This is a genomic window from Oceanobacillus iheyensis HTE831 (genome assembly GCF_000011245.1).
Classification (GTDB): domain Bacteria; phylum Bacillota; class Bacilli; order Bacillales; family Amphibacillaceae; genus Oceanobacillus; species Oceanobacillus iheyensis.
Window position 1 is genome coordinate 3,613,006 of sequence record NC_004193.1, and the last position, 17,523, is coordinate 3,630,528.

Consider the following 17,523-nt stretch of genomic DNA (forward strand, 5'->3'; position numbering starts at 1 on the left):
TTTTCACACATTGTTGTCAATTCAATTTTAAATTTTCTCTAATACATCAAGGTGAACATGTATAACTTCCTGTTTTTCTTTTAACCCAACAAATATTATGGAGACATAAAAAAACAGCACTAAAAGGTAAATACCTAAATAGTGCTGTTTTTATTAATCAGTCTGCAACGTACGGCAATAAAGCCATTGTACGAGCACGTTTGATTGCGATTGTTAATTTACGTTGATATTTTGCAGAAGTTCCAGTCACACGACGAGGAAGAATTTTTCCACGTTCAGAGATGAAACGTCTTAATAGATCAACATCTTTGTAATCGATGTGCGTAATTCCGTTCGCTGTGAAGTAACACACCTTACGACGTTTTGCACGTCCGCGACGAGCTGCCATATTAATACACTCCTTCACTTAAAAATTAGATTTGAAAGTTTATCCTCTTTGAACAAACATTATATTAAAACGGTAAATCATCATCAGAGATATCAATTGGTTCACCATTATTTTTAAATGGGTCCTCTTGATCTTGGTTCTGATTAGATGCATATTGGTTTTGATTTTGATATTGGTTCTGATTTCTGTTTTGCTGGTAACCTCCAGATGAATCCTGTCCACCTTGAGAACCCTTTGTTTCCAGGAATTGAACACTATCTGCTACTACTTCAGTAACGTAGACAGTTTTTCCATCTTGGCCTTCAAAATTTCTCGTTTGAATTCGGCCGTCAACACCAACCATACTTCCTTTTTTCATATAATTGGCTAGATTTTCAGCTGGACGTCGCCAAATCACACAATTGATAAAGTCTGCTTCGCGATTTCCTTGCTGATTCGAGAAAGGTCTGTTTACAGCAATGTTGAAATTGGCAACTGCAACCCCATTTGGTGTATAGCGTAAATCAGGATCCCTCGTTAACCTGCCTACCAGTACGACACGATTTAACATCAGAACCACTCCTTATTATTGTTCATCTTTAATAGCCATATGACGGATAATGTCATCGTTGAACTTCGCTAGGCGGTCAAATTCATTAATTGCTTCTTCGCTACCTCTGAAGTTAATAATTACATAGTATCCATCACGGTAATCGTTGATTTCGTATGCAAGACGACGCTTGCCTTTTTCGTCAACTTTATCAATTTCCGCGCCATTATCAGTTAGAATTGTGTTGAAACGCTCGATTAAAGCAGTTTGCGCTTCCTCTTCTATGTCTGGGCGGATGATATACATGATTTCGTATTTTCTCATCCGTTACACCTCCTTTTGGTCTTAGCGGCCCTTATTATTGGAAAGTACGATTACGATCCTCATAAGAGCAAGGAATAATCAAATTCTAATTACTCACAATGTAGTATTATATCAAATAATGTATTCCTTGACAAGTGCTCGAAAAACTAATCTACGCTATTTTAAATGGGAATTTCTAGGTTAATTAAATATTATACGTTGAATCGGAAATGAATAACATCGCCATCTTTTACGATGTACTCTTTTCCTTCAAGTCTAACTTTTCCACGTTCTCTTGCCGTTGTCATGTTTTCAGCTTCCACAAGATCTGTATAGGAAACGGTCTCTGCACGAATAAATCCTCTTTCAAAGTCTGTATGAATAATTCCTGCTGCTTGTGGTGCTTTAATCCCTTTACGGAATGTCCAGGCACGTACTTCTTGTTCTCCAGCAGTAAAATACGTAGCTAGTCCAAGTAAGTTATAAGATGCTTTAATAAGTTGATCTAAACCAGATTCCGCAATTCCTAAATCTTCTAGGAATTCTTCTTTTTCTTCCGCTTCTAATTCTGCAATTTCTTCTTCGATACGAGCGCAAACAATGATTACTTCTGCATTTTCATCTGCAGCATGCGCTTTTACTTTCTGTACATATTCATTCCCATCAGGATCTGCGACTTCGTCTTCACTTACATTTGCAACATATAATGTTGGCTTACTAGTAAGTAAATGCAAACCTTTCACAATCTTCCATTGATCTTCTGAGAACTCTAATGCACGAACAGGCTTATCATTTTCTAAGCCCTCTTTCACTATAGCTAAGACTGCTTGCTCTGCTACAGCGTCTTTATCTTTTTGTCGAGCTAGCTTCTCTACACGCTGATATCGCTTATTAACGGTATCTAAATCTGCTAAAATTAATTCCAAATTAATAATTTCGATATCATCAATCGGGTCCACCTTACCAGAAACATGCGTAATATTCTCATCTTCAAAGCAACGTACAACCTGACAGATTGCATCTACTTGACGTATATGAGATAAGAACTGGTTTCCAAGACCTTCTCCTTTACTAGCGCCTTTTACAATTCCTGCAATATCTGTAAATTCAAATGCAGTAGGTACTGTTTTCTTTGGATTTACAAGTTCGGTTAATTTATTTAATCGTTCGTCAGGTACTTCCACGATCCCTACATTTGGATCAATCGTTGCAAATGGGTAATTTGCAGCTTCTGCTCCAGCTTGTGTAATCGCATTAAAAAGCGTTGATTTCCCAACATTCGGAAGACCTACGATTCCTGCTGTCAATGCCATATTTCTTTTTCCACTCCTTAAGGATTCCATTCATATGAAGGCTTTCATTAATCCAATTATAGATATTAGACATAAAAAAAACAAGCAAGTAAAAAACAAAAACAGGCATGAATCCACGCCCGTTTTTGCTTTACCCTAATACATTTTAAAAAAACACTTCTCTATATACACCTATTATACTATTTTTCTAGAGTTTTAGTCAATTTTATCTAAATATTTATTCCTGGTTGTTTCCTTTTTCTAGTACTTTCTTCATTTTTTTAGTGAAATCCCTTCTAGGAATCATTACACTATGTTGACATCTTAAGCACTTAATCCGAATATCCATACCCATTCGGATAATTTTCCAACGATTCTCTCCACAAGGATGTGCTTTTTTCATTTGAACAACATCATTTAGGCCGAATTCCTTGTCCATCATGCGTATCTCCTTTTTTTAATACCATTATAGCAATTCGTTACGCATTATTCATCATCATGTGCTCTGGAACGTTCTAGTTCACTGCGTACTTCACCTTTAGAAACTTCTCTTCCTTGTACACCGCGAATTTGATCACGATCAATCGTTAAACGCTCTTTTTCTTCTTTTGAATACATGATGATTCTTGAAGCTGGCAATTCTATACCAGACTTAAATAATTTATCTTGAAGTTCTTTTCGTATATTTCGTTCTGCTGCCCACTGGAATCCTGGAGATGTATCCGCGATAATTCGTATAACATAATGAGAGACATCTAAACTTTGAACACCAATAATTTGAGGAACTTCTAATAGAAATTCATATTTATTTGGTAGCTCTGCAGCAACTTCTTCGATAACATTTTCTGCCTCGTAAACATCACTTTCATAAGGAATGTTCACGTCAACAATAGCTAGTCCATTATGAATGGAATAATTAGTTACTTGGGTCACATTCCCATTAGGAACCACGTTTAATTCCCCAGTCCAGCTAAGAATTTTTGTTGTACGTAACCCAATTTCCTCCACAGTACCTTCTATTCCAGACACCGCTACATAATCTCCTACAGAGAACTGGTCTTCAAAAATAATGAAGAACCCAGAGATGATATCTCGAACAAGGTTTTGTGCACCAAAACCAATAGCTAAACCTGCTACACCGGCACCAGCAAGTAGTGGTCCAATTTCAAAGTTAAATACTCCTAAAATCATCACAATCGCTAAGAAATAAACGACATATGCAACGACGTTCTTAATTAGTTTTTTCAACGTATTTTCTCTTCGCTCCGTAATTCGAATAGGACCAGTTTGTCGTTGAACAAAGAATTTATCTACAAATTTCCTTGTAACTTTTACAATTACTAAAGCGAGTAAAATAATAACTACAATTTGTAATGCACCTTTAAAAATCTCCAGCCATAAATCTGGATTACTTAAATAATTCCAAAGTTTTTCCCATTGTTGATTCAAAAAATCCATTTCTATCTAACTCCTTTTCTCGTTGTCTATGTTCTTTTTTGTCTATTCACTATTCCCCACACTGGGTAAAGTAATAGTCTTGCCAATACATAAAGGTTTAGTATGGCATAAATAGGATATAAAACACTAATAAGGTTCGAGAATCCAAAAGTAGTAAGTGGTATCATAATAATTAATGTTACTAAAACAATCAAGTACATCGGCTTCTGGATATAGTACTGTACCCTTGTAGCAATTCCTAAAACACCTGATGCAGCTGTTGTAAATATAGCAAACCATAACAGAATAGACATAATGATTACCATACTTAATGGATAATGCTTCAGAATGGCAAACAGAGGAATTTCATATAATATAATTTCATCTGCTATTTGAATTAAACTATTATTATAGATATAAGATACCGTCCCTAAAGCAAGTCCACTTCCAATACAAGATACTATGATTTCTTTTTGACTTGATACTTTATTGCCAATCGCACCTAACACTGCAATCAGCGGTAGGATATTTAAAGCTGTAAATGGAAAAGCGGCCATCCAGTTCCGTTGTTCCTCCCAGTGTGAAAGTAAGTGGAGATCTTGGTCAACTGTAAATTTTAATAATACTAATAGCAACCCTCCTATTAGTATCGGTAATATAAATTGGTTGACTGTTAATAAACCATTTATCCCTTTTCTAAATAGCATAACAAGTATAACTACAATTAACACTATACCCCAACTATAATGCAGGTTAAATGCTTGACCAGTAGCACCGCTACCAGCAATCATAATCATCGTAGTTGTAAATAAGTACAACATGATTAATATATCAAATGCTTTTGTTAATTTCTCTCCGACTATTACTTTTAATACCGGTAAATAGTTTGTTGATTGTAAACGATAACTAATTTGCATGATAACAATACAACAACTTGAAAAAAATATAGCAAACAATACAATTGCTAGTCCACTTTCATGGCCAAAAAACTGCCACAGTTCTCTCCCAGAAGCATAACCTGCCCCTATTGTTGTTCCTAAAATGAGTGTCATCCACTTTAGGCATGATCTCCACATATAGTTTCCTCCAATTCATTTTTACACGTATAGTTCGAACAAAAAAGCCGTATACTATACCAATATGATTTTGGAGGATAAGCTATGAATCTAAAACAACGATTTAGCCAAGAATCTTCATTATTACGGTTGCATTATAAAGAAAATAATTTACCTTCATTGATGTGCCAACATATTATGAATTGGTTTCCATATCAGCCTCGTGAATATGTAGCTGTTTTTATCGGAACGGATCGTTCCACAGGAGATGCATTAGGCCCGCTAGCTGGCATGTATTTTCAATCTTATAAACCAAGGCATATACGCGTTTATGGTACGATTCATGAGCCCGTACACGCAGTAAATTTAGAAGAATCGTTGGAACGAATTGATAAGTTACACAACAATCCGTTTATTATCGCCATAGATGCTTGTCTCGGACGTAGTACTTCGATTGGACATATTATTACGGAGAAGAAGTCGTTACAGCCAGGAACAGCCTTAAATAAAACATTACCAGCCGTTGGAGATGTAAGTATTACCGGGGTAGTAAATGTAAGTGGATTTATGGAACATTCTATTTTACAAAACACAAGATTATCTGTGGTGATGGATATGGCAAAACAAGTTTCTTCCATCTTAGAAGAAATTGATGATAAGTTAACATATGTTCGAATTCCTACTGTCATTCAAGCACGGAAAGAGAAAACAAATCCAGAAATAATCTGATGAAGATATGAAAACAAAAGCGCAAATGCCCGTTTAGAAACGTAGGGACTGGAGCGAATCAACTGAGATAAAGGAATCACAGTGAGATGACGAACCGATGATGTATCGTAGGGCGATTTCGTGAAGTCGCCTAGTTTCTGGGCGCTTGCGCTGGACATGGCTATTACTGTATATGAAAATATAAAATCCGAATTCTAATACTTTCTTATCTTTGAACAAAAGCGCAAACGCCTGTTTAGAAACGTAGAGACTGGAGCGAATCAACTGAGATAAAGGAATCACGGTGAGGTGACGAACCGATGATCACTTTCACCACAAGGGTATAAGTGCGACTTAGCCACATAAAAAAACTAGCATTCAGTGGAGTTTTTATTCTTCCCCATTGCATGCTAGTGCAACATAAATCGACTATTTACAAGTAAAAAAGCACAACTTTACTTTAAAGAAATTGCACAATACTATAAATGATAATCACCGTTCCAATGGAAGGAAGTAGGTTTCCGATTCTTATATTTGTTATATTTAATAGATTTAATCCAATCGCTACAATCAATAAACCTCCTACAGCTGTTAGCTCCACGATTAAACCGTCTAAAAAAGTCGCCGATACCCAATTTTCTATTTGTGTTGCAAATAAGGCAATTAATCCTTGATATACAACCACTGGAATAACGGATAAAATAACTCCAAAACCTAAAGTAGTTGTTAATACAAGGGATGTAAACCCGTCAATGACACCCTTTGTCATCAATACCTCATGATCACCTCGAATGCCACTATCTAATGCACCGATAATTGCCATTGCTCCAATACAGAATATGAGAGAAGCTGTAACAAAACCTTGAGCTATACTCGTTTCCTCACTCTTTGTTGATACTCTATGCCCTACCCACTCACCTAATTGGTTCAGTCGCTCTTCTAACCCTATGAATTCACCTATTAATGCCCCCGTTAGCAAGCTCAGCAATACAATTATAATCTGATCTGTTTCAAATGCCATTTGTAAACCTATAAGGAAAACGACTAATCCTATTCCACTCATCACCGTTTCTTTATACTTTTCGGGAATTTTCGTGAAAAACAAACCTAATATACTTCCAATTATAATTAATATTCCATTTACTACTGTACCAAGTAATACCATATATTCTTCTCCTATATATCATTGATGTTTTTAACAATGTTTCACGTGGAACATTTTGTCTAAATATGTACTCGTTACTATATAAGTGATCGTAAAAATGTAGTGAAACGATCACTTATATAGTAATTGAAGCATAGTAGAAAAATAGACGATTCCTGTGAATACAACTTCTTATTGAAAAATGCTCTTGGATAATTGTACTCTGTTTCCAAGTTAGCTGAAGAAGTCCCCACGGAAAACGCCTATTTAATCAAACTATGCTATTATATAAATTTTTATTTATCAAGGTACTCAATAATTCGATTTAAATCGTCATCATTGTAGAATTCGATTTCTATTTTCCCTTTACGCTTCCCTTTATGAATATGTACGGCAGTTCCTAGTACATCTCTTAATGCAGATTCACGCTCTTGAATGAATATATCTTTTTTGGCTTTTGGTTTTGGCTTTGCCGGTTTTTCATTCATTTCAACGATTGCTTTTTCAACTTGTCGTACATTCCACTTTTCTTTACGTATCCGTTGTACTAGTGGTAGTAAATATTCTTTCTTCTTTAATCCTAATAATGCTCGTCCATGTCCCATAGATAATTCACCATTATTAATATAGGCTACCACTTGGTCTGGTAGAGATAATAATCGAACCATGTTTGCAATATGAGAGCGACTTTTCCCTAATCGTTTCGATAATTCATCTTGGGTTAATTTTAATTCTTCAATTAGGTTCGCATATGCTTGCGCTTCTTCGATTGGAGTAAGATCTTCGCGCTGTAAATTCTCTAACAGTGCAATTTCCATCATTTTATCATCATCTAACTGCTTTACGACAGCTGGTATCGTATTTAAACCAGCTTCTTTGGCAGCACGGAAGCGTCTTTCGCCAACAACAATTTCATAGCCTTTTATACTTTTTCGTACCGTAATCGGTTGTATAATTCCATATTCTTTTATAGAATTTTTTAATTCCTCGATCGAATCCGTATGAAATGTTTTTCTTGGTTGATATGGATTTGGTCGACAGGACTGAATATCAATATCTTGTACTTCATCCCCACTATGCTGAATTAAAGCATCTAACCCTTTACCTAACCCTCTCGCCATTAGCCATCACTTCCTTCGCTAGATCAAGATAAACCTCTGCTCCTCTAGATTTAGGATCATAAGAGATTATTGGTAATCCATGACTCGGTGCTTCCCCTAGACGGACATTTCTAGGAATAATTGTTTGATAGACTTTATCCTGAAAGTATTTTTTCACTTCTTCAATTACTTGAATGCCGAGGTTAGTACGTGCATCAAGCATCGTCAATAAGACTCCCTCAATCATTAGTTGTTGATTGAGATGTTTTTGTACAAGCCTGATCGTATTAAGTAATTGGCTTAAACCTTCTAATGCATAATACTCACACTGTACAGGAATCATCACTGTATCTGATGCAGTTAACGCATTAATCGTTAATAAACCCAAAGAAGGCGGGCAATCAATAATAATAAAATCATACTGATCTTTTACTGCTTCTATAGCTGATTTTAAGCGTATCTCTCTAGAGATTATTGGTACTAACTCTATTTCAGCTCCTGCAAGCTGAATTGTCGCAGGAATAATATCTAATTGTTCCATCTCCGAATGAACAATTACTTCCTCCGCCGTAGCATCTTCTACAAGAATATTATAAATACATTGACTAACATCTGCTTTGTTTACACCGACACCACTCGTCGCATTCCCTTGTGGGTCTGTATCAACTAGTAATACTCTATTTCCTAAAGATGCCAGACAAGCACTTAAATTCACAGATGAAGTTGTTTTCCCTACGCCACCTTTTTGATTTGCGATGGAAATTATTTTACCCATGTTGACACCTACCTAACTATATAAACTATATTACCACTAATTAAAGAACTGCGACTATTAAATCTTCGAATTTAGTGAAATTGTAATATCGACATCAAAGAAAACCCATCTTATTCATGTAGATGGGTCGCATAGATGCTATTAAAATGATAAATTCTATTGATTTTTTTTCGGTATCTTTATCGTTATTTGATAGTAATCATCTAACTCTTTTTCATCAGATTCTACTTCTACTCCTGTATCAGATACCATATTAAGAGATTGACGAATCGTATTCATCGCGATTCGTATATCCTTGTTTACACCTTTAAACTTTGGTTTTGGTTTCTTCTTTTCTTTTGGTTCATTTATCTGGGCAATTCGATCTTCCGTTTGTTTTACATTTAAACCTTTCTCTAATATCTCATGTAAAACAGCTATTTGTTGATCTTCTTGTTTTAACTTAATCAACGCTCGTGCATGCCTTTCTGATATTGCTTTATCTAATAAAGCTGTTTGAACCTCTTCAGGAAGTTTTAATAACCTAAGTTTATTTGCAACTGTTGATTGATTCTTCCCAAGTCTTTGCGCAAGTGCTTCTTGTGTTAATGAATGCAACTCTAGTAATTTAGAATAAGCGATTGCTTCTTCAATTACAGTTAGTTCTTCACGTTGTAAATTCTCTATAAGTGCTACAGAAGCAGTCTCCGTATCTGTCATATCTCTAATAATCGCAGATACTTGCTCCCAACCTAAATGTTGAACTGCACGCCATCTTCTTTCACCTGCAATTAATTCATACGTATCTTCATCCTCTAACTTTCGAACAACAATAGGTTGAATCATCCCATGTGTATGAATAGTTTGTGCAAGTTCTTTTATTTTTTCTTCTTGGAAGATTGTCCGTGGCTGATAACGATTGGGGTGAATGTTATCTACCTTTATTTGAATGACCTCATCAGTAGAATATTCTACTTCATCCGTATCGATATTCTCCTTATCACTCTTTCCAAATATACGATTAAAAGGATGCACCAATTCTTGACACCACCTTCAAAATTTAACAAACTATAGATCTTCAATAAATTATTTATGTAAAAATGTTTCACGTGAAACATTATATGAATTTTTAGATTACAGTACGCTTTTTTCACTTACATTAGCTAAACCTATTTTACCATATCTATCGATGAAAAAGTATATAATAGAATACAACAAATGATAAATTAAAATTAGTCTGTTTTCTTATTCTATCGGCTCTTTATTTGGTAGGCCAGCTTTTCGTGGATATTTTTTCGGTGTTTGACGTTTTTTTGAAATTAATATAATCGACCTTTCACTTTCTTCTATGGGCAATGAGAAGGTATGAATTTCTTCTACTTCCCCACCTAATAATTCAATAGCAGGCTTGCCTACTTCTAATTCTTCTTTTGCTTGCGCACCCTTCATCGCAATGAATACACCATTCTTTTTAACAAGTGGTAAACAAAGCTCACTTAATACAGACATACGAGCAACAGCACGAGCTGTTACTATATCAAAACTCTCACGAAACGTTTTATTTTTTCCGAAATTTTCAGCTCTATCATGATAAAATGCAACATTGGATAGTTCTAACTTTGTTGCTAAATGGTTTAAGAAAGTAATTCTTTTTTTCAAGGAATCTACGATGGTTATTTTTAATTGAGGAAAGACAATTTTCAAAGGAATACTTGGAAACCCAGCTCCAGCCCCAATATCACAAATAGAAATTTCTTGATTAAAATCATGATAAAATGCAGCTGTAACGCAATCATAAAAATGCTTTACATACACCTCTTCTTGATCTGTAATCGCAGTCAAATTTACTTTTTGATTCCATTCTACTAATTCCTGGAAATAAATGTAAAATTGTTCTGTTTGTTTTTCAGACAAATTTATTCCTTTTTCTTTTAATGCGTGTACAAATTGTTCTGGTTTCATGAGATCCTCCCTTAACACTACTTTTATAAGGAAAAAGCGACGCATACTGGTGACGCGCCGCTATATAATCAATCATTCGCTACTTTGGCAATACTTCCTTGTTCAATATATACAAGTAATATGGATACATCAGCGGGATTTACTCCAGATATACGTGATGCTTGCCCAACAGAGAGTGGACGTACTTTTTTGAGTTTTTCCACTGCTTCTGTCGCTATTCCGTTAATTGCATCATAATCAATATCCTCAGGTATTTTCTTATCTTCCATTTTAAGCATTCGATCAACTTGTTCTTTTGCTTTTTTAATATACCCTTCATATTTGATTTGAATAGCAACCTGTTCTTTCACTTCTTCTGAGAGTTCCAAATTACTTTCGATCATTTGATCGACGATATCATAAGATAGCTCTGGACGCTTCATTAAATCATACGCTTTTATTGCTTCTTTTAAGCGGGACGCTCCTGCTTTTTCCATAATATCTTGAATATCTTCCGTTGGTTTAATGATAATCTTACTTAATCGCTTCTTTTCTTGTTCAATTTGCTGTTTTTTCTCCGTAAATCGTTGATAACGTTCCTCGGTAATAAGTCCGTAATCATAACCAATATCTGTTAGTCGCAAATCAGCATTATCATGGCGTAATAATAGACGATATTCTGCTCGAGAAGTTAGCAGACGATACGGCTCATTTGTTCCTTTTGTAACTAAATCATCAATCATAACACCGATATACGCTTGTGAACGATCCAATATAATCGGTTCTTTATTTAATGACTTCGCTGCCGCGTTCATTCCTGCCATTAATCCTTGACCAGCTGCTTCTTCGTATCCCGAAGTACCATTGATTTGACCTGCCGTAAATAATCCTGGCAATCTTTTTGTTTCTAAGGTCGGCCATAGTTGCGTTGGTACTACTGCATCATACTCGATGGCATAACCGGCACGCATAATTTCTGCTTTCTCCAACCCAGGTACCGATTTAATCATTTCATGCTGGATACTTTCTGGTAATGAAGTAGATAGACCTTGAACATACACTTCCTCTGTATCTCTTCCTTCAGGTTCTAAGAAGATTTGATGACGTGGTTTATCATTAAAACGCACAATCTTATCTTCAATAGAAGGACAATAACGAGGACCTGTTCCACGCTTCATCCCAGAATACATGGAAGATAACTCTAAATTGTCATTAATCACTTGATGGGTAAATTCATTTGTATACGTTAACCAACAAGGGATTTGATCGGTTATTTGCTCTGTAGTCTCATAAGAAAATGATTTCGGATTGTCATCTCCTGGCTGTATCTCTGTTTTTGAATAATCGATAGTGTGACTATTAACTCTTGGTGGTGTACCTGTTTTAAAACGAGTTATTTCAAATCCGTGCTTTTCAAGATCCTCAGACAATTTAATTGAGACACGTTGGTTATTAGGACCACTCTCATATTCCAAGTCCCCCATTAACACTTTCCCTCGCATAAATGTACCAGTCGTTACAATAACGGAGTCTGCATAATAGGCTGCATGGGTTTCTGTAATAACACCTTTACAAATCCCATCCTCCACGATTAATTCATTTACCATACCTTGACGTATCGTAAGGTTTTCCTCGTTTTCCATTAAATGCTTCATTTCTTTCATATATATCGGCTTATCCGCTTGTGCACGCAATGCTTGCACTGCTGGACCTTTACCTGTATTCAACATACGCATTTGAATATAACTTTTATCAATTACTTTCCCCATAATCCCACCTAATGCGTCAATTTCACGAACGACGATTCCTTTGGCAGGACCACCAATAGATGGATTACATGGCATAAAAGCAATCATATCTAAATTAAGTGTCAGCATTAACGTTTTTGCTCCCATACGAGCAGCAGCATATGCTGACTCTACTCCCGCATGGCCAGCACCAACAACGATGACATCATAATTACCTGCATTATAGGTCATGTTTTCTCTTCCTTTCTACAAAAATTATCCTATCTTATTTTCCTAAACAAAATTGCGAGAATAACTGATCAATCAGACTATCACTAGCAGTATCACCAATGATTTCACCCATGAATTCCCATGATCTTGTCACATCAATTTGAACGATATCCATCGGCATCCCTAATTCAATGCCTTCCATCGCGTCTTCCAAAGCTTGTTTCGCTTGTTTTAGTAGCTGTATATGACGGACATTCGAAACATACGTCATATCGCCAGTATCTATATCTCCGGTAAAGAACGTATCGGCAATGGCTTTTTCAAGCTCATCTACCCCTTGTTCTTCTAATAAGGCAGTAGTAACAACTGGTCTATCTTTTGCAAATTCACGTACTTCATCTAAATCCAATTGTTGCTCTAAATCTGTTTTATTAATAATCACAATATATTCTAATCCATCTACCGCTTCAAATAATTTCTTATCGTCCTCCGATAGTGGTTCATTATAATTAAGCACAAATAAAATTAAATCCGATTCTTTTAATACTTGTCTCGAACGATCGACACCGATTCTCTCTACGATATCCTCGGTCTCTCTTATTCCTGCCGTATCTACTAAACGTAGTGGAACACCGCGCACATTAACATATTCTTCGATTATATCACGTGTTGTTCCTGGTATTTCTGTTACGATTGCTTTATTTTCCTGCACAAGCGTATTCATTAACGAGGATTTTCCTACGTTTGGACGTCCAATAATAGCAGTTGACAATCCTTCACGTAAAATCTTTCCTTGTTGTGCTATTTGCAGTAGTTTATCTAATTCATCCCGCACTTCCTTTGATTTTTCTTTCATCATTGCATGTGACATTTCTTCCACATCATCATATTCGGGATAATCAATATTTACTTCTACATGAGCAACTGTTTCTAACAATTCTTGGCGTAACTTCTGAATTAATTTCGATAATCGTCCATCCATTTGTTTTAATGCAACAGACATTGCCTTATCTGTTTTGGCACGAATTAAATCCATCACTGCTTCTGCTTGCGATAAATCAATTCTTCCGTGTAAAAATGCACGCTTCGTAAATTCACCAGGTTCCGCTAAACGAACACCTTTTGCTAAAACAATTTCCAATACACGATTCACAGCAACCATACCACCATGGCAATTAATTTCTACTACATCTTCACGTGTAAATGTTTTTGGCCCACGCATAATAGAAACCATGACTTCTTCTGCAACCTCATTAGTACCAGGGTCAATTATCTTTCCATATTGGATCGTATGTGAAGGGACCTCTTGTAGATTCTTACCTTCAAATATTTGTGAAGTAATGGTAATTGCTTCTGACCCACTTAAACGAACGATTGCAATAGCACCCTCCCCAACAGGAGTCGATATCGCAGTAATTGTATCTGTATCCAACATTTTTGTCACCTCCACACATTGTAGACTGCATATTACGATGAATAGCAGTCCATACAAACCATTCTCACTATCTACATGGGAAAAATCGGCAAACGTATCATGAAAAAAATCGCTCAATCCCATCAAGTAAGACATAAATATTCTCATTTATAATAGGCTTACTATATCTATTAAAATTAAAGCATTATATTTGTTGTCACTAACAAACTAGAATAACATAATTACTTAAAAAAATAAACTTATCCACATAAATAATTTGTTACCTTTTCATGGCAAACTTATACACATGTGGATAATTATCCAGAATTAACTTTTTAGGAAATTGGTTCACGCCAATAAAAAACACCCTTAATTATATAAGGATGTTTAGAAACTTTCTATTTTTTTCTCGGTAATTTTTCTTGTTTCGTTTGTTGATCGTCAACGGTACCTTCCATATACGTATCCGATACTTGTTCATGCGATGTCGCCATACCTTGAGATAGTTGATCATCTTTATAGTAATCGGAATACTGATAGGTCTTATCAGCTACGCTTTTGGATCGTTCTGTTTTTTTATCTGACACCCATTATCACCCTCTCTTATATGAGATAGGTATAATATGTGTGAAAAACGCGTGTATTACACTAACTTTATTTAATCATTCGATGATTTTTCTTTTATATTATAAAAAGGCTGGGAAAATAGTATTCATGCAAAAAGATAATTCCGAATGATTAGCTTTTAAATCCGCTTCAGACATATACTCCGCTTATTTATCTGGCGACTGTTGAGCCTCTGGATGCTTATGCACCCGAGGTCTCAACTAGGCCTTTCTCCGACGGAAGTCTCCGTATATTTCTTACGCTTATTCTAGCTTTCATTCGTCTTTTGACAAGAATTTTTTTCCAGCCTTTTTACTTTTATTCTCTTGTATGGCTATCTTACGATGGTTTGATAACAATATGTCGATGTGGTTCCACACCATCGGAATAGGTAGAAACATCTTTTCGATCCTGTAAAATACTGTGAATAATCTTACGTTCAAATGCTGGCATTGGCTCTAAAACAACTGTTTTCTTTGTTCTTAAAGCTTTATCCGCCATGCGTGCAGCTAATGTTTCTAATGTTTCCTGTCTTCTACCTCGATAGCCCTCCGCATCAAGCGTTACTGTATAGTATGTGTCACTTTGCCTGTTGATCGCTAAATGGACTAAATATTGAAGGGAGTTCAAAGTCTGTCCTCGTTTCCCAATTAATACTGCGATTTGGTCGCCATTCATGGTATAAGTGACATGATTTCCCTCAACAGTAGTATCTAAATCGATAGAGAGATTCATGTTGCTAGTTACTTCTTTTATAAATTTTTCCGTCTCTTGCACGGGATCTTTCGCTATACAAACCTTAACAACTGCGCGTTTAGATCCAAAGATGCCTAATACACCTTTTTTTCCTTCATCAATTACATCAATTTCTACTTGATCTCTATTTGCATTCAATTGAGCTAATGCAGATTGAATTGCTTCTTCAACTGATTGACCGCTAGCAGTTACTTCTCTCACTATCTTTCCCCTCCATTATTTTTTAGCCATCATCGGCTTATTAATAAGAAGCGTTTGGAACACCATAAATATGTTACCTGTTACCCAATACAATGCCAACGCTGCAGGGAAGAAGAATGCCATTACACCAATCATAATCGGCATTACATATAACATAATCTGCATTTGTAATTTCATTTGTGGATTACTATTCATCGATGTATTTGTTGACATCATCAATTTCTGTTGTAGGAACGTAAATAAACCAGTTAATATAGGTAAAATATAATCTGGTGATCCTAATTGAAACCATAAGAAACTATGTGTACTAATTTCTGGTGTTCGCATAATTGCATGGTACATCGCAACAAATATAGGCATCTGAACCAAAATTGGTAAACACCCTGCTAATGGATTAACTCCATTTTTTTGGAATAATTCCATTGTTTCTTGTTGTAACTTCTGCTGCGTATTTGCATCTTTAGAAGTATATTTCTTTTGAATTTCTTGAAGTTTCGGTTGAATTTCTTGCATCGCCTTAGAACTCTTAATTTGTTTTACATTTAATGGCATAAGTAATAAACGAACAAATAAAGTAACGATTATAATAGCAAGTCCATAACCTTCATTAAATACACCTGCTACATTTGTAATTAACCAAGAAACCGGGTATACAAATATTGTATTCCAAATACCATCACTATTAGGTGTTATTGGTTCATTAATTTCCGTACAACCTGAAAGCAATGTCGTTAGTGCTATTAAAGCGACTATAATTCCAAATTTTTTACGCAACGTTTTTCCTCCTTAACGCTATCCTTGCTTACTTGTTATTCTAGCCTAATTGCATACAATATTCTATCTTAAACTTGTTTTATTTCTTGTATTTTTAAGTAATCCTTCTTTATATAAAAGATGAGATAAGCTTTTTTTGATTTCTCCACAATTCATGTTTCTAGTAGGATTTCTAGCAATTATAACAATGTCATAGGCTGGTTTTATATCCGGTTCGAGTTCATGAAAAGATTGACGTAAACAACGTTTAATTCTATTTCTCATTACGGCATTACCGATTTTTTTCCCTACGGAAAGACCTATTCGAAAGTGGCATTGATCTTCTTTCTCTCGATAGTAAATAACCAATTGCCGATTCGCGAATGAATGACCTTTTTTAAATGTATATTGAAATTCTTCATTTTGTTTTATACGATATTGTTTTTTCAACGTCATCACCTTTAACCCACATTCAACCGCCTAAGCTTGTACTTATTTGTTAGTATGTAACCATTTATATGGTTTGTAACCCCTTAAATCTATCTATAACAGAAAAAAACCACTGATTTTTCAGTGGCTTATGCAGATAATACTTTACGTCCTTTGCGACGACGACGAGCTAAAACATTACGTCCATTTTTAGTGCTCATACGTGCGCGAAAGCCGTGAACTTTTTTGCGTTTACGATTATTTGGTTGAAACGTTCTTTTCATGTCTATGCACCTCCTAGGAGAATTCAATTCATATTTAAACTCTTTCATCTTGATAACTAATCCATTAGACAGTCCTTGCTATTATACGAAAAAAACAAACTACTTGTCAACCACTATATTAACCCCTTCTTTTATCCACAGTCTATGTTTTTAATTTTTTACAAGAAATTGATTATCCACACAAGAAATTTACAAGATAATCACAAAATATAGTGCTGTTTATAACTTTTAACCACAAGTGATTGAATATGTGGATAACTATGCAAACCCCATTGATTTTCTGCTTTTTATTTGGTATTATATTTATGTTTTAACCTGTGGAAACAGAAATCCACTATTTGACTTATGCACAGAATGTGGATAATCTGTGGATACTTATTCACGCTTCGTTAATAATGTTTTCAACAGGAATGTGGATAACGTTTATAATTCTTGTAAAGCTGATTATGCTCTTATTTTATTATCCACAGT

At 35.3% G+C, this 17,523-nt stretch carries 20 protein-coding genes; 1 reads left to right on the forward strand and 19 read right to left on the reverse strand.

The window, feature by feature from the left end; translation table 11 throughout:
- Positions 1 to 157: 157 nt before the first annotated feature.
- The 7 genes from rpsR to OB_RS17735 form a co-directional block, all read right to left on the reverse strand.
- Positions 158 to 388: a 30S ribosomal protein S18 gene (rpsR, locus tag OB_RS17705; protein ID WP_011067875.1), complete on the reverse strand. Its 231-nt coding sequence runs from the start codon at positions 386 to 388 to the stop codon at positions 158 to 160.
- Positions 389 to 452: 64 nt separating this feature from the next.
- A complete protein-coding gene (gene ssb, locus OB_RS17710; protein ID WP_011067876.1) occupies positions 453 to 938 on the reverse strand; it encodes a single-stranded DNA-binding protein in 486 nt (161 codons plus the stop codon).
- A gap of 15 nt (positions 939 to 953) precedes the next feature.
- Complete coding sequence (rpsF, locus tag OB_RS17715; protein ID WP_011067877.1) at positions 954 to 1,241, reverse strand: 30S ribosomal protein S6; 288 nt, start codon at positions 1,239 to 1,241, stop codon at positions 954 to 956.
- A gap of 191 nt (positions 1,242 to 1,432) precedes the next feature.
- Positions 1,433 to 2,533 (reverse strand): redox-regulated ATPase YchF, encoded by a 1,101-nt coding sequence (gene ychF / locus OB_RS17720; RefSeq protein WP_011067878.1) that lies wholly within the window; start codon positions 2,531 to 2,533, stop codon positions 1,433 to 1,435.
- A 217-nt stretch (positions 2,534 to 2,750) separates the two neighbouring features.
- Positions 2,751 to 2,954, reverse strand: coding sequence for a DUF951 domain-containing protein (locus tag OB_RS17725; protein ID WP_011067879.1), 204 nt, complete (start codon positions 2,952 to 2,954; stop codon positions 2,751 to 2,753).
- Between the two features lie 44 nt (positions 2,955 to 2,998).
- The gene (locus tag OB_RS17730) at positions 2,999 to 3,970 is read right to left on the reverse strand and encodes a mechanosensitive ion channel family protein (protein ID WP_011067880.1); all 972 of its coding nucleotides are present in this window, start codon (positions 3,968 to 3,970) and stop codon (positions 2,999 to 3,001) included.
- A 26-nt stretch (positions 3,971 to 3,996) separates the two neighbouring features.
- Positions 3,997 to 5,025: a YkvI family membrane protein gene (locus OB_RS17735; protein ID WP_011067881.1), complete on the reverse strand. Its 1,029-nt coding sequence runs from the start codon at positions 5,023 to 5,025 to the stop codon at positions 3,997 to 3,999.
- Positions 5,026 to 5,109: 84 nt separating this feature from the next.
- Between OB_RS17735 and yyaC the strand changes: the two genes are divergently transcribed.
- Positions 5,110 to 5,733 (forward strand): spore protease YyaC, encoded by a 624-nt coding sequence (gene yyaC / locus OB_RS17740; RefSeq protein WP_011067882.1) that lies wholly within the window; start codon positions 5,110 to 5,112, stop codon positions 5,731 to 5,733.
- Between the two features lie 439 nt (positions 5,734 to 6,172).
- On the opposite strand, the gene OB_RS17745 is transcribed toward yyaC, so the two are convergent.
- The 12 genes from OB_RS17745 to rpmH form a co-directional block, all read right to left on the reverse strand.
- Entirely contained in the window at positions 6,173 to 6,877 is a 705-nt protein-coding gene (locus OB_RS17745) for a DUF554 domain-containing protein (protein WP_011067883.1), read from the reverse strand.
- 275 nt (positions 6,878 to 7,152) lie between these two features.
- The gene (locus OB_RS17750) at positions 7,153 to 7,977 is read right to left on the reverse strand and encodes a ParB/RepB/Spo0J family partition protein (protein ID WP_011067884.1); all 825 of its coding nucleotides are present in this window, start codon (positions 7,975 to 7,977) and stop codon (positions 7,153 to 7,155) included.
- Positions 7,958 to 8,731 carry a ParA family protein gene (locus OB_RS17755; protein ID WP_011067885.1) on the reverse strand — a complete coding sequence of 258 codons (774 nt, stop codon included), beginning with the start codon at positions 8,729 to 8,731 and terminating at the stop codon, positions 7,958 to 7,960. Before OB_RS17755 ends, OB_RS17750 begins: the two co-directional genes overlap by 20 nt.
- A gap of 156 nt (positions 8,732 to 8,887) precedes the next feature.
- On the reverse strand, positions 8,888 to 9,748 hold the full coding sequence (gene noc / locus OB_RS17760) for a nucleoid occlusion protein (protein ID WP_011067886.1): 861 nt from the start codon (positions 9,746 to 9,748) through the stop codon (positions 8,888 to 8,890).
- 207 nt (positions 9,749 to 9,955) lie between these two features.
- The gene (gene rsmG, locus OB_RS17765) at positions 9,956 to 10,672 is read right to left on the reverse strand and encodes a 16S rRNA (guanine(527)-N(7))-methyltransferase RsmG (RefSeq protein ID WP_011067887.1); all 717 of its coding nucleotides are present in this window, start codon (positions 10,670 to 10,672) and stop codon (positions 9,956 to 9,958) included.
- A 68-nt stretch (positions 10,673 to 10,740) separates the two neighbouring features.
- On the reverse strand, positions 10,741 to 12,630 hold the full coding sequence (gene mnmG, locus OB_RS17770; protein WP_011067888.1) for a tRNA uridine-5-carboxymethylaminomethyl(34) synthesis enzyme MnmG: 1,890 nt from the start codon (positions 12,628 to 12,630) through the stop codon (positions 10,741 to 10,743).
- A gap of 34 nt (positions 12,631 to 12,664) precedes the next feature.
- Positions 12,665 to 14,044 (reverse strand): tRNA uridine-5-carboxymethylaminomethyl(34) synthesis GTPase MnmE, encoded by a 1,380-nt coding sequence (mnmE, locus tag OB_RS17775; protein ID WP_011067889.1) that lies wholly within the window; start codon positions 14,042 to 14,044, stop codon positions 12,665 to 12,667.
- A 377-nt stretch (positions 14,045 to 14,421) separates the two neighbouring features.
- Positions 14,422 to 14,610 (reverse strand): YozQ family protein, encoded by a 189-nt coding sequence (locus tag OB_RS17780; protein ID WP_011067890.1) that lies wholly within the window; start codon positions 14,608 to 14,610, stop codon positions 14,422 to 14,424.
- Between the two features lie 358 nt (positions 14,611 to 14,968).
- Complete coding sequence (gene jag, locus OB_RS17785; RefSeq protein ID WP_011067891.1) at positions 14,969 to 15,586, reverse strand: RNA-binding cell elongation regulator Jag/EloR; 618 nt, start codon at positions 15,584 to 15,586, stop codon at positions 14,969 to 14,971.
- Positions 15,587 to 15,601: 15 nt separating this feature from the next.
- On the reverse strand, positions 15,602 to 16,360 hold the full coding sequence (gene yidC, locus OB_RS17790; protein ID WP_011067892.1) for a membrane protein insertase YidC: 759 nt from the start codon (positions 16,358 to 16,360) through the stop codon (positions 15,602 to 15,604).
- Between the two features lie 63 nt (positions 16,361 to 16,423).
- Positions 16,424 to 16,789, reverse strand: coding sequence for a ribonuclease P protein component (gene rnpA / locus OB_RS17795; RefSeq protein WP_011067893.1), 366 nt, complete (start codon positions 16,787 to 16,789; stop codon positions 16,424 to 16,426).
- A 128-nt stretch (positions 16,790 to 16,917) separates the two neighbouring features.
- The gene (gene rpmH, locus OB_RS17800; protein WP_011067894.1) at positions 16,918 to 17,052 is read right to left on the reverse strand and encodes a 50S ribosomal protein L34; all 135 of its coding nucleotides are present in this window, start codon (positions 17,050 to 17,052) and stop codon (positions 16,918 to 16,920) included.
- Positions 17,053 to 17,523 lie beyond the last annotated feature (471 nt).